The organism is Pseudomonas sp. NPDC087803 (assembly GCF_044742995.1).
Taxonomy (GTDB): domain Bacteria; phylum Pseudomonadota; class Gammaproteobacteria; order Pseudomonadales; family Pseudomonadaceae; genus Aquipseudomonas.
In genome coordinates this window covers 1-19008 of the sequence record NZ_JBIUVO010000027.1, presented here as the reverse complement: position 1 = coordinate 19008, position 19008 = coordinate 1, and the positions used below count along the sequence as shown (strand labels likewise).

General features: G+C 60.8%; 11 protein-coding genes. 5 read left to right on the top strand and 6 right to left on the bottom strand.

The window, feature by feature from the left end; translation table 11 throughout:
- Positions 1-126: 126 nt before the first annotated feature.
- Positions 127-4080, bottom strand: coding sequence for a trifunctional transcriptional regulator/proline dehydrogenase/L-glutamate gamma-semialdehyde dehydrogenase (gene putA / locus ACIOUG_RS15260; RefSeq protein WP_401066701.1), 3954 nt, complete (start codon positions 4078-4080; stop codon positions 127-129).
- Positions 4081-4537: 457 nt separating this feature from the next.
- Here putA and putP point away from each other — a divergent pair, with 457 nt between their 5' ends.
- The 5 genes from putP to ACIOUG_RS15235 all read left to right on the top strand — a co-directional run bounded on the left by putP (position 4538) and on the right by ACIOUG_RS15235 (position 10883).
- Entirely contained in the window at positions 4538-6022 is a 1485-nt protein-coding gene (putP, locus tag ACIOUG_RS15255) for a sodium/proline symporter PutP (protein ID WP_401066700.1), read from the top strand.
- 351 nt (positions 6023-6373) lie between these two features.
- Positions 6374-8389: a type VI secretion system tip protein VgrG gene (locus ACIOUG_RS15250; RefSeq protein WP_401066698.1), complete on the top strand. Its 2016-nt coding sequence runs from the start codon at positions 6374-6376 to the stop codon at positions 8387-8389.
- Entirely contained in the window at positions 8379-9083 is a 705-nt protein-coding gene (locus ACIOUG_RS15245; RefSeq protein ID WP_401066696.1) for a DUF4123 domain-containing protein, read from the top strand. The genes ACIOUG_RS15250 and ACIOUG_RS15245 overlap by 11 nt, the downstream gene beginning before the upstream one ends.
- Positions 9084-9409: 326 nt before the next feature.
- The gene (locus tag ACIOUG_RS15240) at positions 9410-9730 is read left to right on the top strand and encodes a hypothetical protein (protein WP_097087106.1); all 321 of its coding nucleotides are present in this window, start codon (positions 9410-9412) and stop codon (positions 9728-9730) included.
- Positions 9731-10043: 313 nt separating this feature from the next.
- Positions 10044-10883, top strand: coding sequence for a 23S rRNA (adenine(2030)-N(6))-methyltransferase RlmJ (locus ACIOUG_RS15235; RefSeq protein ID WP_003220988.1), 840 nt, complete (start codon positions 10044-10046; stop codon positions 10881-10883).
- A 151-nt stretch (positions 10884-11034) separates the two neighbouring features.
- Here ACIOUG_RS15235 and msrA read toward each other — a convergent pair whose 3' ends face one another.
- The 5 genes from msrA to ACIOUG_RS15210 all read right to left on the bottom strand — a co-directional run.
- Complete coding sequence (gene msrA / locus ACIOUG_RS15230) at positions 11035-11700, bottom strand: peptide-methionine (S)-S-oxide reductase MsrA (RefSeq protein WP_401066695.1); 666 nt, start codon at positions 11698-11700, stop codon at positions 11035-11037.
- Positions 11701-11906: 206 nt separating this feature from the next.
- Positions 11907-14603 (bottom strand): putative bifunctional diguanylate cyclase/phosphodiesterase, encoded by a 2697-nt coding sequence (locus tag ACIOUG_RS15225; protein ID WP_401066693.1) that lies wholly within the window; start codon positions 14601-14603, stop codon positions 11907-11909.
- A 253-nt stretch (positions 14604-14856) separates the two neighbouring features.
- Positions 14857-16254: an alkaline phosphatase D family protein gene (locus ACIOUG_RS15220; protein ID WP_401066749.1), complete on the bottom strand. Its 1398-nt coding sequence runs from the start codon at positions 16252-16254 to the stop codon at positions 14857-14859.
- A gap of 280 nt (positions 16255-16534) precedes the next feature.
- Positions 16535-18499, bottom strand: a complete 1965-nt coding sequence (aceF, locus tag ACIOUG_RS15215; RefSeq protein ID WP_401066692.1) for a dihydrolipoyllysine-residue acetyltransferase — start codon at positions 18497-18499, stop codon at positions 16535-16537.
- A gap of 11 nt (positions 18500-18510) precedes the next feature.
- Positions 18511-19008 (bottom strand): transketolase-like TK C-terminal-containing protein (locus ACIOUG_RS15210; RefSeq protein WP_401066691.1); only part of this gene is annotated, 498 nt, incomplete at its 5' end.

Genomic DNA, 19008 nt, shown 5'->3' with positions numbered 1-19008 from the left:
AGCCTGCTCGCGAAAGCGGTCTGTCAGCTAAATGAATGTGCCTGATAGATCGCTTTCGCGAGCAGGCTCACTCCTACATAGGTGTTATTCCAGGCGGCCATTGCGGTCGCCTGGAGTTACAGCGGTTTAACCGATAGTCATCAAGCTCGCATTACCCCCCGCCGCCGCGGTGTTGACGCTCAATGCCCGCTCAATCACCAGACGCTCCAGCGCAATGTTGGTCTCGCCCTGGGACAGGCCCTGAACGCCAACGATCGCACCGGCACGCTTGGCAATCTGCTGGCAGACACCACGCAACTGGTCGGAATGGCCGTGATGCAGCACGGCATCAAACACCACTTCATCCTTGTTCCAGTCGGAAACCAGTTTGACCCGCGCCTGAACTTCCTTCGGCAGGCGTGCGAACAATGCCTTGCTGATGTCGGATTCCGGCCAAACCGCCGAACCACCGACAGCCAATACCGCCGCCAGTTGCGTCAACAGATCGCCTTCGACGTCCGCCAGGCACAGCACGTGTTCGCGTGGCAGGATCGCGTAGCTGTTCTTCTCGCCGGTCGGGCCGGCCAGCACGCGGGTGATGCCGCTTTGCGATTGCGCGGCGTACTGCACGCACAGGCTGCTCAGGTCAGCGTATTGGTTGCTCTCGGCCCAGGCCTTGAAGGCGTTCAGCGGTTTGCTCATGGCATCACGCAGACGCACGTCCGGGGCGACGGCTGCATCACCGCGCGCGAAGGATTGTTCGATCGCGTCAGTAGGACGAGTCGACAGCAAGCGGTACAGGTACAGCGGACCACCGGCTTTCGGGCCAGTCCCCGACAGGCCTTCGCCGCCGAACGGTTGCACGCCGACCACGGCACCGACGATGTTGCGGTTGACGTAGACGTTACCGGCGTTGACGTTGTCGATCACCTTGGCGATGGTCTCATCGATGCGGGTGTGCACGCCGAGGGTCAGGCCATAACCGGACGCATTGATCTGGCCGATCAACTGGTCGATGTCCTTGCGCTTGTAGCGAACCACGTGCAGCACCGGGCCGAAGATCTCGCGTTGCAGTTCGTCGAAGCTTTCCAGTTCGATCAGGGTCGGCATGACGAAGGTGCCGCGTTTGACTTCTTCGGCATCGGCGATAGCCACCTGGTACACGCTGCGACCTTTATCACGCATGCCCTGGATGTGCTTGTCGATACCGGCCTTGGCTTCGGCGTCGATCACCGGGCCAATGTCCACGGACAGACGCTCAGGGTTGCCGAGACGGCTTTCAGCCATCGCACCTTTGAGCATTTCGATGACACGGTCGGCGGAATCTTCCTGCAAGCACAGTACGCGCAGGGCCGAGCAACGCTGACCGGCGCTGTCGAAGGCCGAGGACACCACGTCGATCACCACTTGTTCGGTCAGCGCCGAAGAATCGACGATCATCGCGTTCTGCCCGCCGGTTTCGGCGATCAGCGGAATCGGACGGCCCTGGCTGTCGAGACGACCTGCGATGTTGCGTTGCAGCAGGCGCGCGACCTCGGTGGAGCCGGTGAACATCACGCCTTTGACGCGCTCATCGCCGACCAGACCGGCACCGACGGTTTCACCGCGACCCGGCAGCAGTTGCAGCACGCCTTCGGGAATCCCCGCCTCGAGCAGCAAACGTACGGCTTGCGCGGCGACCAGCGGAGTCTGCTCAGCCGGTTTGGCCAGTACCGGGTTACCGGCGGCCAGTGCGGCAGCGACCTGACCACTGAAGATAGCCAGCGGGAAGTTCCACGGGCTGATGCACACCACCGGGCCCAGTGGGCGGTGGGCGTCGTTGCTGAAATCGTTGCGCGCCTGCACTGCGTAGTAACGCAGGAAGTCCACCGCTTCACGCACTTCAGCAATGGCGTTGGCGAAAGTCTTGCCGGCTTCACGGGCCAGCAGGCCCATCAGTGGCTGGATCTCGCCTTCCATCAGATCAGCGGCACGCTCCAGAATCGCCGCACGTTCGGCTGGCGGGGTGGCCTGCCAGATCGGTGCCGCATTCAGCGCGCACTGGATCGCGTTGTCGACGTCTTCGACGGTGGCTTCCTGCGCATGGCCGACCACATCGCGGTGATCCGCCGGGTTCAGCACCGGTGCCGGGGCTTCGTTGCTGGAAGCGCAACCGAGCATCGGCGCGGCTTTCCAGTGGTTGTGCGCGGTGGCGAGCAGGGCGCAGGACAGCGAGGCCAGACGATGTTCGTTGGCCATGTCGATGCCGGCGGAGTTGGCGCGCTCGGCGCCGTACAGGTCACGCGGCAGCGGAATACGCGGGTGCGGCAGGCCGAAACCACCTTCCACAGTTGCCATTTGCTCGATCTGCGCCACCGGATCGGCTACCAGTTCCTGAATTGAAATCGACTGGTCGGCGATACGGTTGACGAACGAAGTGTTGGCGCCGTTTTCCAGCAGACGACGCACGAGGTACGCCAGCAGGGTTTCGTGGGTGCCGACCGGTGCGTACACGCGGCAGGGACGGTTCAGCTTGCCTTCGGACACTTTGCCGACAACCTGCTCGTAGAGCGGTTCGCCCATGCCGTGCAGGCACTGGAATTCGTACTGGCCCGGGTAATAGTTCTGACCGGCAATGTGGTAAATCGCCGACAAGGTGTGGGCGTTGTGCGTGGCGAACTGCGGGTAGATGACTTCCGGCACCGACAGCAGTTTGCGTGCGCAGGCAATGTAGGAAACGTCGGTGTACACCTTGCGGGTGTAGACCGGATAGCCTTCCAGGCCTTCGACCTGGGCGCGCTTGATTTCGCTGTCCCAATACGCGCCCTTCACCAGACGGATCATCAGGCGATGACGGCTGCGGCGGGCCAGATCGATCACATAGTCGATCACGTACGGGCAACGCTTCTGATAAGCCTGAATCACGAAGCCGATGCCGTTCCAGCCGGTCAGTTGCGGCTCGAAGCACAGGCGCTCGAGCAGATCCAGCGACAGCTCGAGGCGGTCGGCCTCTTCGGCGTCGATGTTCAGGCCGATGTCGTATTGCTTGGCCAGCAGAGTCAGCGACAGCAGGCGCGGGTACAGCTCGTCCATCACCCGCTCGTACTGGGCGCGGCTGTAACGCGGGTGCAGGGCCGAAAGCTTGATGGAAATGCCCGGGCCTTCATAAATCCCACGGCCGTGGGAGGCTTTGCCGATCGAGTGGATGGCTTGTTCGTACGACGCCAGGTACTTCTGCGCATCGTGTTCGGTCAGCGCCGCTTCACCGAGCATGTCGTAGGAATAGCGGAAGCCTTTGGCTTCGAACTTGCTCGCGTTGGCCAGAGCTTCAGCGATGGTTTCGCCGGTGACGAACTGCTCGCCCATCAGGCGCATGGCCATGTCGACGCCCTTGCGGATCATCGGCTCGCCGCTCTTGCCGATGATCCGGCTCAGCGACGAGGTCAGGCCGGCTTCGTTGTGGGTCGACACCAGTTTGCCGGTCAGCAGCAGACCCCAGGTCGCGGCGTTGACGAACAGCGACGGGCTGTTGCCCAGGTGCGGCTGCCAGTTGCCGGTGCTGATCTTGTCGCGGATCAGCGCATCGCGAGTGCCCTTGTCGGGGATCCGCAGCAGCGCTTCGGCCAGGCACATCAGCGCCACGCCTTCCTGGGACGACAGGGAAAATTCCTGCAGCAGGCCCTGAACAATGCCTGCACGACCGCCGGCACTTTTCTGGTTACGCAGTTTTTCCGCAATCGACGCGGCGAGTTTGTTGGTGGCTTCGGCCATCGGTGCCGGCAGGCGCGCCTGCTCGATCAGCATCGGCACCACTTCCGGCTCTGGGCGACGGTAAGCGGCGGTGATCGAAGCGCGCAGTACCGATTGCGGCAGGATGCTTTCAGCGAATTCGAGGAAGCACTGGTGGGCATGATCGGTCTGCACTTCGCCAGCGTCGTCGGCGTCCTTGGCGGTCAAACCGTTCAGCTCGGTCAGGGTTGCACCACCCTCGAGTTTTTCCAGGTAATTGAAAATTGCCTGCTTGATCAGCCAGTGCGGGGTGCGATCAATCGAGGTCGCGGCAGCCTTCAGGCGCTCGCGGGTCGGGTCATCGAGTTTGACCCCAAGGGTGGTGGTAGCCATATTTTTATCCTCATGGTTGCCACAGTTGCGTGGCATCAGCTGGCGGCAAGATTAGCCGTGCGCTGAATGAGGTGCAACCGGGTGCAACCCTTTTTTTGTCGGAAAAATAAACGCTTCGTCAGGAATTATTTTCTGGTACTGAAGTGCCGCTCTGGCTTGGTGCTTTTGCTTCTAGCGAAGCGCCTGGACTGCGCTAAAAGGGAGCAAAAATCGCGTATTTATCGGTATATCCGACTAGGTGCAACTTAATCGCCAGAAACTGGTTGCACCTTTTTTGCTTTGTTGCATAGCATTCGCGCCCAAGGTGCAACCGGGAATACCCGGTGCATCGGCTGGTGGCTTTCCTGGGGAAACATCAGTCCTAAATGCGCGGGATCCCGTTTCGTCTGCCAAACGTCATCGTTTGTGGACGATTGATCACCGCTGCAACATAAAAACAAAGCCAGGGCGTAACTTAATGAGCGTAAGCAATCCAACACTGATCACGTTCGTGATCTACATCGCAGCAATGGTACTGATCGGCTTCATGGCCTATCGCTCCACCAACAACCTCTCTGACTACATTCTTGGCGGCCGCAGCCTCGGCAGCGTGGTAACGGCGTTGTCCGCCGGTGCTTCCGACATGAGCGGCTGGTTGTTGATGGGCCTGCCGGGCGCCATCTACATGTCTGGTCTGTCCGAAAGCTGGATCGCCATCGGCCTGATTGTCGGTGCCTATCTGAACTGGCTGTTCGTCGCCGGCCGTCTGCGCGTGCAGACCGAGCACAACGGCGATGCCCTGACCCTGCCGGACTACTTCTCCAGCCGTTTCGAAGACAAAAGCGGCCTGCTACGCATCATCTCGGCGATCGTGATTCTGGTGTTCTTCACCATTTACTGCGCTTCCGGCATCGTGGCGGGCGCCCGTCTGTTCGAAAGCACCTTCGGCATGTCCTACGAGACGGCGCTGTGGGCCGGTGCGGCGGCGACGATTGCCTACACCTTCGTCGGCGGTTTCCTCGCGGTGAGCTGGACCGATACCGTACAAGCCACGTTGATGATTTTCGCCCTGCTGCTGACGCCGATTATCGTGCTGCTGGCCACCGGCGGCGTCGACACCACGTTCCTGGCCATCGAAGCCCAGGACCCGAGCAACTTCGACATGCTCAAGGGCACCACCTTCATCGGCATCATCTCGCTGATGGGCTGGGGTCTGGGTTACTTCGGTCAGCCGCACATCCTCGCGCGTTTCATGGCCGCTGACTCGGTGAAGTCGATTGCCAACGCCCGTCGCATCTCCATGACCTGGATGATCCTGTGCCTGGGCGGCACCGTCGCCGTGGGCTTCTTCGGTATCGCCTACTTCTCGGCGCACCCGGAAGTGGCCGTTCCGGTGACCGAGAACCACGAGCGGGTGTTCATCGAACTGGCAAAAATCCTCTTCAACCCATGGGTGGCCGGTGTCCTGCTGTCGGCGATTCTCGCCGCTGTGATGAGCACCCTGAGCTGCCAGTTGCTGGTGTGCTCGAGCGCCCTGACCGAAGACTTCTACAAAACCTTCCTGCGCAAATCCGCTTCGCAACTGGAGCTGGTGTGGGTCGGCCGCGCGATGGTGTTGCTGGTGGCGCTGATCGCTATCGCCATGGCCGCCAACCCGGACAACCGCGTGCTGGGCCTGGTGTCCTACGCCTGGGCCGGTTTCGGTGCCGCGTTCGGTCCAGTGGTGCTGATCTCGGTGATCTGGAAAGACATGACCCGCGACGGCGCACTGGCCGGCATCCTGGTCGGCGCCATCACCGTGGTGGTGTGGAAGCATTTCGAGGTGATGGGGCTGTACGAAATCATCCCGGGCTTCATCTTCGCCAGCCTGGCGATCTACATCGTCAGTAAGCTCGGCGAGCCGACCGCTGGCATGGTGCAGCGCTTCCAGGCAGCGGAAAAGGATTTCCACCTGAACAAGTAATTGTTCTGAGCTGACGCTCACGCGAAAACGGCCAGTTTCCTACAGGAGACGGGCCGTTTTTTTGTGCCTGCAATATCCCTGATGTACCGCAATTCCCCTGTAGGAGTGAGCCTGCTCGCGATAGCGGTGTTTCAGTCGGTATTCTTGCCACTGACACACCGCTATCGCGAGCAGGCTCACTCCTACAAGGGATGGTGGTGAGTTTGGGGATATGTCTGTAGTCGATTGCGCCAATAGCCGAAGGTTTTTTCGCCAGAAAAAGTAGGGAAAATCTGATTTTCCCGTCACCCACCCAACACCCCTTGCCCCTCATGCAGAATCGCCCGCCCTCATTCTGCAGAGAGACATCGGATGTTCGCGCCTGCCAATCAACCGCGTTTCACGTTGACCCTCGAAGGCGGCCAATTTGATCTCAAAGTCCTTGAGTTCACCGGCAAGGAAGCCATCAGCCAACCCTTTCGTTTCGAGCTGGAACTGGTCAGTGAACGACCGGATCTGGACCTCGAAAGCTTGCTGCACCGTCAGGCATTTCTGAGTTTCGATGCCGCTGGCAGTGGCATCCACGGTCAGATTTATCAGGTCGGGCAGGGCGACTCCGGGAAGCGTCTGACGCGTTATCACGTCAGCCTTGTGCCGCGTCTGACTTACCTCGGACACCGCATCAACCAGCGGATTTTCCAGCATCAGACGGTGCCGCAGATTGTCGCGCGAATCCTCAAGGACCACGCAATCCTGCGCGATGCCTTCGAATTTCGTCTCGGCAGTGATTACCCGGTGCGTGAATATTGCGTGCAGTACGCCGAGAGCGATCTGGCGTTCATTCAGCGGCTATGTGCCGAGGTTGGCATTCATTACCACTTTCAGCACAGCCCGGACGGGCATGTGTTGGTGTTCGGTGATGATCAAACGGTGTTCCCGCGCCTCGCCGAGCCGACACTGTATTTGCCGGGCAGCGGCATGGCGTCGACGGCGCCGGCGATCAAGCGCTTCAATGTCCGGCTGGAAACCCGCACCAGCGTGGTCACCCGGCGCGACTACAACTTCGAAAAACCGCGTCTGCAACTGCAAAGCCGCAGCGACAGTGAACAGCGCCCGGTGCTCGAGGACTATCACTTTCCCGGCCAATTCAACGACCGTGAAACTGGCAGGCATCTGGCGCAACGTGCGCTTGAAAGGCATGTCGCCGACTACCGTCAGGCCGAGGGCATCAGCGACGTATCCGCACTGGTTTGCGGACATTTCCTGCAACTGAGCGAGCATCCGCGCCAGGACTGGAATGACCTGTGGCTGCTCACTGCCATCGAGCACCGTGGGCGACAGCCGCAAGTGCTGGAAGAATCGGTGACCAGCGATGGCGAAGCATTCCAGGGTTACCGTAATACCTTTCTTGCTACGCCGTGGGCGGTGTTCTTTCGCCCGACACTGGGGCCGGAAAAACCGCGTATGCCTGGCTATCAACCGGCCGTGGTCACTGGGCCGCAAGGCACGGAAATCCACTGCGACGAGTACGGCCGGGTCAAGGTGCAACTGGCCTGGGATCGCGACGGCGAGCTCAACGAACACTCCAGTTGCTGGCTGCGCGTCGCCACGGGCTGGGCGCATGACCATTACGGCAGCGTGCTGATCCCGCGGGTCGGCATGGAAGTGCTGGTCGGTTTCATCGACGCCGATGCCGACAAACCGTTGGTGATGGGTTGCCTGCCGAACGCCGCAACTCCGCTGCCGCTGGACTTGCCCGCCGACCAGACCCGCAGCATCTTCCGCAGCCAGAGCAGCCCCGGTGGCGGCGGGTACAACGAATTGCGCATCGAGGACAAAAAGGGCGCCGAGGAAATCTACCTGCGCGCCCAGCGCAACTGGACCCAGCACGTGCTGCACGACCAACAGGTGCAGGTCGACAACCAGCGCAGCATAGTCGTCACTGGCCTTGCCAAGCATGAATTAAAGGCCGACGAGCAGCGCATCACCCACGGTCAGCGCCAGACCGAAGTGAAGCAGGACGATCACCTGACGGTGGTCGGCGATCGGCATATTCGGGTGAGCAATCAGGCCACCAGCGCCAGCGCGCAAATCCACCTCAGTGCCGGGCAACAAGTGGTGATCGACGGCGGCGCGAGCGCAACGATTCAGGCCGGCGGGCAGTGGATCAACATCGGCCCCGGCGGGATCTTCAGTAGCGTGCCGATTGTTGTGGGTGGGGCGCCCATGGCGGCGATGAGCGCGGCGCCGAGTGTGCCGGGGCTGCCGGCAAAACTTGCAGCCGCACCAGCGGCCATGCTCACCGCCGCACAAATCATGAGCTTTAAAGGTGATGCGCCATTCTGCGAGGAGTGCGAACGCTGCAAGGACGGTGTCTGTGCAGCCTGAGCGCCTTACGCCTTCAGAGTGGCTGGCGCGTGAACCGCTGAAAGCTTCGGAGCAACTGTTCGCGATCTTGAGTAACGCCAGCGACGCCAGGCCACCGCTGGTTGCACCGAGCCCGATCTGGGCGGACACGATTTACGCCGAGTGGGACGCAGTGATGCCCTTCGTGGGAATTGTCGCGGCGGACAGTGAACTTCTCGATTGGGTGGCCTCTTCCGAATCTCGCGACTGGGGCTGGTTGGCGGTGTCTTCGGCGAGCCTTGAGGTGGTAGTTGAGCACTTTCGCAGCCTGACTCAAGTGCTGATGCCGGACGGCACAGCGGTGTTTTTTCGCTTCTGGGATGGGCGGTTTGTGTTGCCGATCCTGCAGTCCGACGAAGTGCAATTGGCGCAGTTGATGCCAGTGATCTCGCGCGGCTTGATCAATGGACAGGCCGTGGAGATCGGGGGCAGGGCGCAGGTTTCGGGGCGGGTGTTTCCTTGGTGGAAAGTACCTGAGTCGGTACTGGCTTCAGCAGGCAATGCAGTCCGGATCGGTAATGCGCTGCAGTGGCTGAGCGAGGAGCATCCTGCGCTGTACGAGGCGTTTCCGCAGGCTGTGTTGCGCTGCAAGGTTCGGCAGTTTTTTCAGGTTTCGGCGTCGGAAGAATCCTCGCAAGCGGCGTTATTGGGGTATTTGCAGGACGAAGCAGAATGAAATTTCCGGGCGAAGGCTTCGGAAATTTCCCGCGAGTTGCGGCGGCTTTCATGAACTGGTGGGCGTTGGGTAGCAGGGATAGTCTTTTCGTTGTCACCGCGAGAGTGGTGACAGGGTGTAGGAACCCGTTACCTATGGTGCATCAGCGCTGTTGATTTAATTGCGACATGTAACTTGTGCCAGCAATATTTTTAGCGGCGGCTGTGTGCGGGGCACGCTTTGGCGTGGCCGAATTCCATGGGTCGGTTCCTACTCCCGCGCACAGCTGCCACCCGATCCCGTAGGAAGGAGCGAGGCAGTTCATTTTTACATCCATGGTAGAAAATATGACGATGCTTAAACCCGACCCACCCTACGAAAAAATCATCCCCCATCCCGACAACCGCTTCATGGCCCTGACCGGCAACTGCAGCGACATGCCCACTCTGTTCATCGACACCCAAGTCCCCCTCGACATCCTCATGGACGCCGCCAACCACCGCATCCGCGCCGTGATCCAGGTGCTGGAAAACATGTGCATGCGCGGCTCGGTCGAGTGCGACTCGATCATCCTCAGCGACTTCGCCATGCTCTGCGCCATTCCGCTGCGTGACGGCTGCGATGTGCTGGATGTCATCGGTAAACGCCTCGGCAACCTGTCCCTTTAAGCTTGGGAGCGTTTTTGTGGCGAGGGAGCTTGCTCCCGCTCGGCTGCGTAGCAGGCGCAACCCGGCTGTCGCCGTGTCAGACGAAATGGGGGATTGAGGTCTTGGGGCCGCTGCGCAGCCCATCGGGGATAAATCCCCTCGCCACCCAGGCAAGAGCAGAAGATCGCAGCCTTCGGCAGCTCCTACAGGGGGTACGCCAATTCTGTGTAGGCTGCCGCAGGCTGCGATCTTTGCTGTTGGGGCCCGCTCGGCCGCCAACCCCTGACTTGCCGGCCGGTAAAAGGTAAACTTCACGGCCCTCGCAGGAGCAGCCATGAATTATCGTCACGCCTTCCATGCCGGCAATCACGCCGATGTGTTCAAACACCTGACCTTGACCCGCCTCATCGCCCTGATGTCGCGCAAGGAGCAGCCGTTTGCCTATCTCGACACGCACGCCGGCATCGGTCTGTATGACCTGCAGGGTGATCAGGCCAACCGTACCGGCGAGTACCTGGAAGGCATCGCGCGGTTGTGGGATCAGCCGGATCTGCCGGCGCTGACCGCCGACTACATGAAGGTGCTGCACGAGATGAACCCGGATGGCCAGTTGCGCTACTACCCGGGTTCGCCGGAGCTGGCGCGGCGTCTGACCCGGCCGCAGGATCGGGTGATGCTCAACGAGAAGCACCCGGAAGACGGCGTGCAGCTCAAAGAGAACATGGCCGGCGACCGTCGGGTCAAGGTGCATCTGGGCGAGGGCTGGCATGTGGCGCGGGCGATGTTGCCGGTGCAGGAGAAACGCGCGGTGATGCTGATCGATCCGCCGTTCGAGCAGCTTGATGAGATGCAAAAGTGTGCGGCGTCGCTGAAAGAAGCGATTGGCCGCATGCGCCAGACTGTGGCGGCGATCTGGTACCCAGTAAAGGACCAACGTGCGTTGCGGCGCTTCTATCAGGACCTGGCCGGTACCGGTGCGCCGAAGTTACTGCGCGTGGAACTGCTGGTGCATCCGCTGGATACGCCGAACAGCCTGAACGGCTCCGGGATGGCGATTGCCAATCCGCCGTGGGGGCTGGAGGAAGAATTGCGTGAGCTGCTGCCGTGGTTGTCGAAGAAGCTTGGGCAGACCCAGGGTGGGTGGCAGATGGACTGGTTGATCGCTGAAAGCTGAGTCGCAGAACTTGTGGCGAGGGAGCTTGCTCCCGCTCGGCTGCGCAGCAGTCGTAAAATCGGAGAGCCGGTTCTTCCTGAAGAACGCGTTCACCAGTTTTGGGGGCGCTTCGCACCCCAGCGGGAGCAAGCTCCCTCGCCACAGTTTTAAGTCAGTTACCCGCCAGGCTCGGTGGCATGCACACGCCGGTGCCACCGATCCCGCAATAACCTTCAGGGTTTTTCGCCAGGTATTGCTGGTGATAGGCCTCGGCGAAGTACACGGTCGGCGCCTGCTCGATCTCGGTGCTGATTTCACCCAGGCCTGCCTTCGACAGTTCAGCCTGATACAGCGCTTTGCTCTTCAGCGCCGCGTCCAGTTGCTCTGGCGAGGTCGCGTAGATCACCGAACGGTACTGGGTGCCGATGTCGTTGCCCTGACGCATGCCCTGCGTCGGGTTGTGCAGTTCCCAGAACATCGCCAGCAGCTCTGCGTAGCTGACCTTGGCCTTGTCGTACACCACCAACACCACTTCAGCGTGGCCGGTCAGGCCCGAGCAAACTTCTTCGTAGGTCGGGTTCGGCGTGTAGCCGCCGGCATAACCGACCACGGTGCTGACCACGCCTTCGCGCTGCCAGAAGCGGCGTTCCGCGCCCCAGAAGCAGCCGAGGCCGAAGATCGCAAAGTCGACGTCCTGAAAGAACGGGCCGAGCAATGGGGTTTCTTCGAAGACGAAATGCTTTTCAGGCAGGGTCATCGCGGTTTCGCGGCCGGGCAGAGCTTGATCTTTGGTCGGTAGCACGTTCTTGTTCACCAGAATTTCCGAGCGCAGAACCATGATCGTTCCTCTCAGTCAGGATGGGATGTAAAAAGTCAGACCGCCAGTGTGCCGAATGATGCCGGATTTCGCACTATTCAAATGTGGGAGCGGGCTTGCTCGCGAATGCGGTGTGTCAGTCGACATCAACATTGCCTGACAAACCGCATTCGCGAGCAAGCCCGCTCCCACAAGGGTAATTCATCGACAGGGAAATCTGTGGGGGGCTAGAGACAGAGCGGCCCGCGCGGATAGCGCTTGAGCGCCTGGATCAGTTCGCCGCCGGGGATCGGTCGGTCGAACAGGTAGCCCTGGCCGACGTCGCAACGGTGGCGACGCAGGAACGCCAGCTGCTCGGCGGTCTCGATGCCTTCGGCCACGACTTTGAGCTTCAGGTTGTGCGCCATGGCGATCACCGCCGAGGTGATTTCCATGTCGTCCTGATTGTCAGGGATTTCGTGGATGAAGCTGCGATCAATCTTGATGATGTCGATCGGGAATTTCTTCAGGTAGCTGAGCGACGAGTAACCGGTGCCGAAGTCGTCCATGGCCAGGGTCAGGCCCAGGCGCTTGAGCTGATCGAGCTGCAAGTGAGTGTCTTCGGTGGCTTCCAGCAACAGGCCTTCGGTCAGCTCCAGTTCGAGCAGATTGGCCGGCAGCGCTTCTTCCTTGAGGATGTTGGCGATGGACGCGACCAGATCCGGATCGGAGAACTGTTTCGGCGAGAGGTTGATTGCCACTTGCAGGTTGCCCAGGCCAGCGGCGGTCAGGGCCTTGCTCATGCGGCAGGCCTGACGCGCAATCCACTTGCCGATCGGGATGATCAGGCCGGTCTCTTCGGCAACGCTGATGAACTGGTCCGGGCGAATCATCCCCCGTTCCGGGTGGTTCCAGCGCAGCAGCGCTTCCATGCCCAGCAGGCGACCGCTGCGCAGGCACAGTTTGGGCTGATAGAACACGTCCAGCTCGTTCTGAGTCAGGGCGCGGCGCAGATTGTTCTCGACGAACAGTTTGTAACTGGCTTCGGCATTCAACGCTTCGGTGAAGACCTGGACCTGATGTTTGCCGTTGGCCTTGGCCTTGTGCAGGGCGAGGCCGGCGTTGCGCATCAGGGTTTGCGGATCGCGGCCGTGCAGCGGCGCGCAGGCCAGGCCCACGGAGCCGGTGACGCTGATCAGCTGGTTGTCGACAAACATCGGTTTGTCGAGGGTCGCCAGCAACTGGTTGGCGATCTGCTGGCCGGTGGCGAGGTCGGTGTCGTCGAGCAGCACCGCAAATTCGTTACTGGCGAAGCGCGCGAGGCTGCCGCTCGGGCTGAGGCTGTTGCGCAGGCGCCGGGCGAGGCTGATCAACAGTTTGTCGCCGGTCTGGTGCCCGAGGCTGTCGTTGATCCGCTTGAAGTTGTCGATATCCACCAGCAGCAGACTGATCGGCGTATCGCTATCGCGGGCGAAGCGTTCGTCCAGATTGCGGATAAATGCCGGGCGGTTGCCGAGGTTGGTCAGGTTGTCGGTGTACGCCAGCCGCTCGATGCGCTGCTGCGCGAGCTTGGTCTGGGTGATGTCTTCGTAGATGCCGATGTAGTGCGTCAGTTCGCGGTTGTCGCCATACACCTTGGAGATCGACAACTGGCCCCAGTACGGTTCGAGGTTCTTGCGGCGGCTCTTGAATTCGCCCTGCCAGCTGTTGCTCTTGGCCAGCGCCGAGGGCGCGTCGAACAGCAGCTCGCTGAGATTTTCCAGAGCCGGCAACTCCGAAAGGCGCTGGCCGTGGACTTCCTCGGTGGAGTACTGGGTGATCGCGGTGAAGCTCGGGTTGACGTACTCGACCACGCCGTCGCAATTGACCAGCAGAAAGGCGTTGGCGCTTTGCTCGACCGCGCGCTGGAACAGGTGCAGGGCGCTGGTGGCGGTGCGGCGGTTGTGGTTGTTGATGACTTGGGCGAACTGATCCGCCAGCTCACCGGCAAAGGCGATTTCGTCGGACTGCCAGGCACGGGTGACGCCGGTCTGCTCCAGACAGAGCACGCCGACCACCTGGCCGTCGACGCGGATGCTGGCGTCGAGCATGGCGTTGACGTCACGCGGACGCAGGGCTTCGGCCATCTCGCGGGTGCGCGGGTCGCGCATCGCATTGTGCGCGTCGATGGCGCGGCTGCCGTGCAGCGCTTCCATGTAATCGGGGAAGCCGCTGATGTCGATCACCTCGGGCAGGAGATATTCCTGGGTCGCGCGGTGATACGCCGAAATCGGCACCAGCAGATTGCCTTCGAGGTTCCACAGGCTGGCGCAGTCGATCTCATAGATATCGCAGGCGCAGCGGGTGATCAGTTCGGCGGCTTCTTGCAGCGAGTTGTGGCTGCTGTAACGCTGGCGGGCGAGCAGCAGAATCAGATCCTGTTGGGCACGCACTCGGTCCAGGTGCTGCAGTTGTTCCTGCTGGGCGCGCTGGTTCAGTTCGAGGGCGATCTGCAGGCGCGAGTTCTGGGTTTCGAGGTCGACGGAGGGCAGCGCTGGCGCCTCGTCGAACACATCATCGACTGCCAGCAGATAGCCGCGCAGCAAGTGCCGATTGTGCTGTTTATAGGCTTCGCCCAGTTCGAGGATGCTCAGCACGCCGGCGGCGGTGTGCAGCGTGTAGCGCACCAGATAGTGCGGGCTGTCGCGCAGTTGCTGCTGGATCGCGTCGTGCAGCTGATAGCGCGCTTCGGGTTCCATCAGGCTGGCGTAGGGCGAGCCGACCAGTGCGCACAATTCGACGGCCGGCTGGCCGAACTGGCGTTCGCAGTTGGGGTCGAGAAACAGCATCGCCCAGCTGGCTTCATTCAAGCGCTCGAAACGCAGCATGCCGAGCCGCGAGGGCACAGGCAACTGCGTCACTACCTCGGCCACCATACGGCTGGCGGCATCGGGTTGGCTCTTCATGAAGGGAACTCGCTTGGAAATATGCTGAACGCGCCGGGCTCTCGCCCTCTTTACTGTTGCCTGCGGCAAGGTTGCATCATTGCGGCACCGACTGACAAGAGAGATGAAGGCCAAGTGCTATAAGAATGTGTCGGCCGCTCGGGGCATTTCTCCAGTGGGTGGTTGAAAAGAGCAAAAGATCGCAGCCTGCGGCAGCTCCTGCACGGAATACGATGTCCTGTAGGAGCTGCCGAAGGCTGCGATCTTTATAGGGTTAGCGCAAATTTATACCGACTGACTGCAGCTTTTTACCCTCGCGATCATGGTAATTGACCAAAATCTGATCAGACTCGACCAGCACATGCGCGAAGTTGTCCTCACTGACCACGGTACTCGTCAGCTCATGCCGATAATCACCCGCCGCCGTTGTCACCAGCGGTTGATCGAGGAGGAACGTCGACGCCGTGGCATACGGCAGCAGCTTGCTGTTGTAAAACGGCGAAGAGACGATGGTGTGGACTTCGAAGTCCGGGTCTTCGCTGTGGGTCAGGCGCGCGGTCAGCGAGCCGTGAACGTCCCCTGAGACGAAGATGACATTCCTGATTTGGCGGGTGCGGATGGTTTCCAGCAGGCGCAGGCGCTGTTCCGGAAAGGCTTTCCAGGCGTCGTCGCCAAGCTGTTTGCGATCCGGGTAGAACATTACGCTGGTCACGACGAATTTCACCCGCGCCGGGCTGTTGATCAGCCACTTGAGCAGCGCCTGTTCCTGCGCCTCATCGAGAATGCGGCGATCATCGGCTGACAAGTTGCGTCGGGTACGGCTGTCAGTCACGAACCATTCGATATCGCCGTCGCTGAATTGGTACCAGTAGTGTTCGGGTTTTGCCCGATTCAGCGCTTCGTTAGTTGTAAGTTCATGCACCGGGCTGTGGCTGGCTTGATAGATTTCATAGGCGGCCATCGCGTTGCGATATAACTCATGATCAGACTTGCTGGCTTTGGCCGGCCAGTTATCTTCAATTTCATGATCGTCGAGAATCATGTAAGTAGAGGTGCCGGACATCAGCCGCTGAATATTCGGTTGCGAGAACGCGGCGCGGTATTTGAGCAGAATATCCTTGTACTCGCGATCCGGGGCGATCAGGTTGAGGCCGTCGACATAGATCTGGTCTCCGGTCATCAGGGTGGCGCTGATCGGTGGCTCGGCGCCTTCGATCAACTGATTGATCGAGGCGAATATGCGGTCGCCGAGTTGGGGCAAGGAGGCAACGCCGGCGGTCATGCGCAGGTAGCGACAGGAGCCGACGATATAAGCGCGCGGCAGCGCGGGGGCACTGGCGCGGGTACGAAAGCGGTAGATCTCGCGCGGCCATTGCAATGGCAATTCGGCGATGCTTTCAACGGTATGCACCGGGTTCATCGGGCTGAACCAGCCTGTCTGGTATTCGTACTCGCAATGACTGTCCAGATCATTCAATGAGAAGACCTGGCAAAGATCGCGTGATGCATTCAAACGGGCAAAGTGACCCTTTGACCATTGTGTGCTGTCCAGTTTTCGATAACGCAGGCCGGCAAATACCGTGGCATTGTTTTGTGAGTCGCCGCGCATGAATATACGGGCGTGATCAGTTGTTACATGGCCAATAATCGGGCCGACAGTCGGTTTGAACATATTCGAATCCATTCGAAGTGATACTTGAATAACAGTCAGTTTTGAACAAGTTGTTCGTTCAACTTGCGTCGCCAAGGTTAGTTGTCAACGGAGAAAAAATATCGGCGCGAAGTCGACTGGGCTCGTGGCTTAAGTGGACCGAAGTTGTAGGAATAAAAGCGCTTAAACTTTTCTGCGGGCAAAAAAAAGCCCCGTCAAACTGACGGGGTTGAGGTACGAGCGTGTGGCGCTCGAAAACGTGGAACGCGATCGGCCCTCCGTTGCCGGAGGGCCGATTGCTTTACAGCAGGATGGTGCGGATGTCGCCCAACAGGCTGCCCAGACGCTGGGTGAAGCGTGCGGCAGCAGCGCCGTTGATCACACGGTGATCGTAGGACAGCGACAGAGGCAGCATCAGTTTCGGCTGGAAGGCTTTGCCGTCCCAGACTGGCTGGATGGTTGCCTTGGAAACACCGAGGATCGCCACTTCCGGCGCGTTGACGATCGGCGTGAAGCCGGTGCCGCCAATGTGGCCGAGGCTGGAAATGGTGAAGCAGGCGCCCTGCATCTCGTCCGAAGAGAGCTTCTTGGTGCGGGCTTTTTCAGCCAGCGAAGCAGCTTCTGCGGCCAGTTGCAGCAGGCTCTTCTGGTCGACGTTCTTGATGACCGGTACCAGCAGGCCATCCGGGGTGTCGACCGCGAAGCCGATGTTGACGTACTTCTTGCGAATGATCGCCTTGCCGCTTGGCGCCAGCGAACTGTTGAAGTCCGGCAGCTCCTTGAGCAGGTGCGCGCAGGTCTTGAGCAGCAGCGGCAGAATGGTCAGCTTGACGCCGGCCTTCTCGGCAACGGCTTTCTGCGCAACGCGGAACGCTTCCAGCTCGGTGATATCCGCCGAGTCGAATTGCGTCACGTGCGGCACGTTCAGCCAGCTGCGGTGGAGGTTGGCAGCGCCGACCTGCATCAGGCGGGTCATCGGCACTTCTTCGATTTCACCGAAGCGGCTGAAGTCCACGACCGGAATCGGCGGGATGCCCGCGCCACCGGTTGCGCCGCCAGCAGCTGGCGCTTCCTTGGCCTTCTGCATCATCGCCTTGACGTAAACCTGCACGTCTTCCTTGAGGATGCGACCGTGCGGACCGCTGGCGCCAACAGCGCTCAGCTCGACGCCGAACTCACGGGCCAGTTGACGCACGGCAGGGCCGGCGTGAACTTTCGCGCCAGGCTTGGCCGGAGCAGCAGCCGGAGCGGCGGCAGCAGGTGCAGCGGCAGCCGGAGCAGCAGCGGCAGGTGCCGGAGCACTTGCAGCAGCGGCAGCTGGAGCCGGGGCAGCAGCAGGGGCTGCGCCTTTGACTTTCAGCTTGAGGATCAGGTCGCCGGTACCGACTTCGTCGTCCAGCTTGATCGAAACGCTTTCCACCACGCCAGCGGCAGGCGATGGAATTTCCATGCTGGCCTTGTCGGATTCGAGGGTGATCAGCGACTGGTCGGCTTCAACGCTGTCGCCAGCCTTGACCAGCACTTCGATGATCTTGGCCTTGCCGGCCGAACCGATGTCCGGAACGTGGATGTCCTGAACGCTGTCGGCAACTGGAGCAGCCGGGGCTGCCGCAGGAGCAGGCGCAGCGGCAGCGGCCGGCGCAGCAGCCTGAGCCGGAGCGGCAGCAGCAGGGGCCGCAGCACCCGCCACTTCCAGATCCAGAATCAGGTCGCCAGTGCCGACTTCGTCGTTGAGCTTGACGCTGATGGCCTTGACCACGCCAGCGGCAGGCGACGGGATTTCCATGCTGGCCTTGTCGGATTCGAGGGTGATCAGCGACTGATCAGCCTCGACGGTGTCGCCGACCTTGACCTGGATCTCGATGATCTGGGCCTTGCCCGACGAACCGATGTCCGGCACGTGCACTTGCTGCACCGAAGCGGCAGCAGGGGCAGCGGCTGGCGCAGGAGCAGCGGCAGCAGGCGCAGCAGCCGGTTTGGCTTCAGCTTTTGCCGCCGGTGCAGCGGCAGGCGCAGGAGCCGCTTGCGCGGCGCCCTCGACTTCCAGCTCGAGCAGTTCGTCGCCTTCTTTCAGACGGTCGCCCAGCTTCACTTTCAGGCTCTTGATGACGCCGGCTTTCGGGGCCGGCACTTCCATGCTGGCCTTGTCCGATTCCAGGGTCAGGATGCTCTGGTCGGCTTCGATACGGTCGCCGACCTTCACAAACAGTTCAATTACTTCACCTTCACCGCTGCCGATGTCAGGTACGCGAATGAGTTCGCTCACAAAATGTCTCCTCAGCAGTCCAGTGGGTTGCGTTTTTCCGGGTCGATGCCGAACTTGACGATGGCCTCGGCCACGACTTTAGGTTCGATATCACCACGGTCAGCCAGTGCTTCCAGGGCTGCCAACACCACGAAATGACGGTCGACTTCGAAGAAATGACGCAGTTTCTTGCGGCTGTCGCTGCGGCCGAAACCGTCGGTGCCCAGGACTTTGAATTCCTTGGACGGTACCCACTGACGGATCTGCTCGGCGAAAAGCTTCATGTAGTCGGTAGAGGCAATGACCGGACCTTTACGGCCGCTCAGGCACTCTTCAACGTAGCTCTGCTTAGGCTTCTGGCCAGGCTTCAGACGGTTGCTGCGCTCAACGGCCAGGCCGTCGCGACGCAGTTCGTTGAAGCTGGTGACGCTCCATACGTCAGCGCCGATGTTGAACTCTTCACGCAGAATCTTCGCCGCTTCACGCACTTCACGCAGGATGGTGCCGGAGCCCATCAGCTGTACGTGATG

Bases quoted from the DNA above. Each gene is read 5' to 3' on its own strand.
- msrA (WP_401066695.1), bottom strand. From the start codon at position 11,700: ATGGTTCTGCGCTCGGAAATTCTGGTGAACAAGAACGTGCTACCGACC.
- ACIOUG_RS15225 (WP_401066693.1), bottom strand. From the start codon at position 14,603: ATGAAGAGCCAACCCGATGCCGCCAGCCGTATGGTGGCCGAGGTAGTG.
- ACIOUG_RS15240 (WP_097087106.1), top strand. From the start codon at position 9,410: ATGACGATGCTTAAACCCGACCCACCCTACGAAAAAATCATCCCCCAT.
- putA (WP_401066701.1), bottom strand. From the start codon at position 4,080: ATGGCTACCACCACCCTTGGGGTCAAACTCGATGACCCGACCCGCGAG.
- ACIOUG_RS15250 (WP_401066698.1), top strand. From the start codon at position 6,374: ATGTTCGCGCCTGCCAATCAACCGCGTTTCACGTTGACCCTCGAAGGC.
- ACIOUG_RS15220 (WP_401066749.1), bottom strand. From the start codon at position 16,254: ATGTTCAAACCGACTGTCGGCCCGATTATTGGCCATGTAACAACTGAT.
- ACIOUG_RS15235 (WP_003220988.1), top strand. From the start codon at position 10,044: ATGAATTATCGTCACGCCTTCCATGCCGGCAATCACGCCGATGTGTTC.
- putP (WP_401066700.1), top strand. From the start codon at position 4,538: ATGAGCGTAAGCAATCCAACACTGATCACGTTCGTGATCTACATCGCA.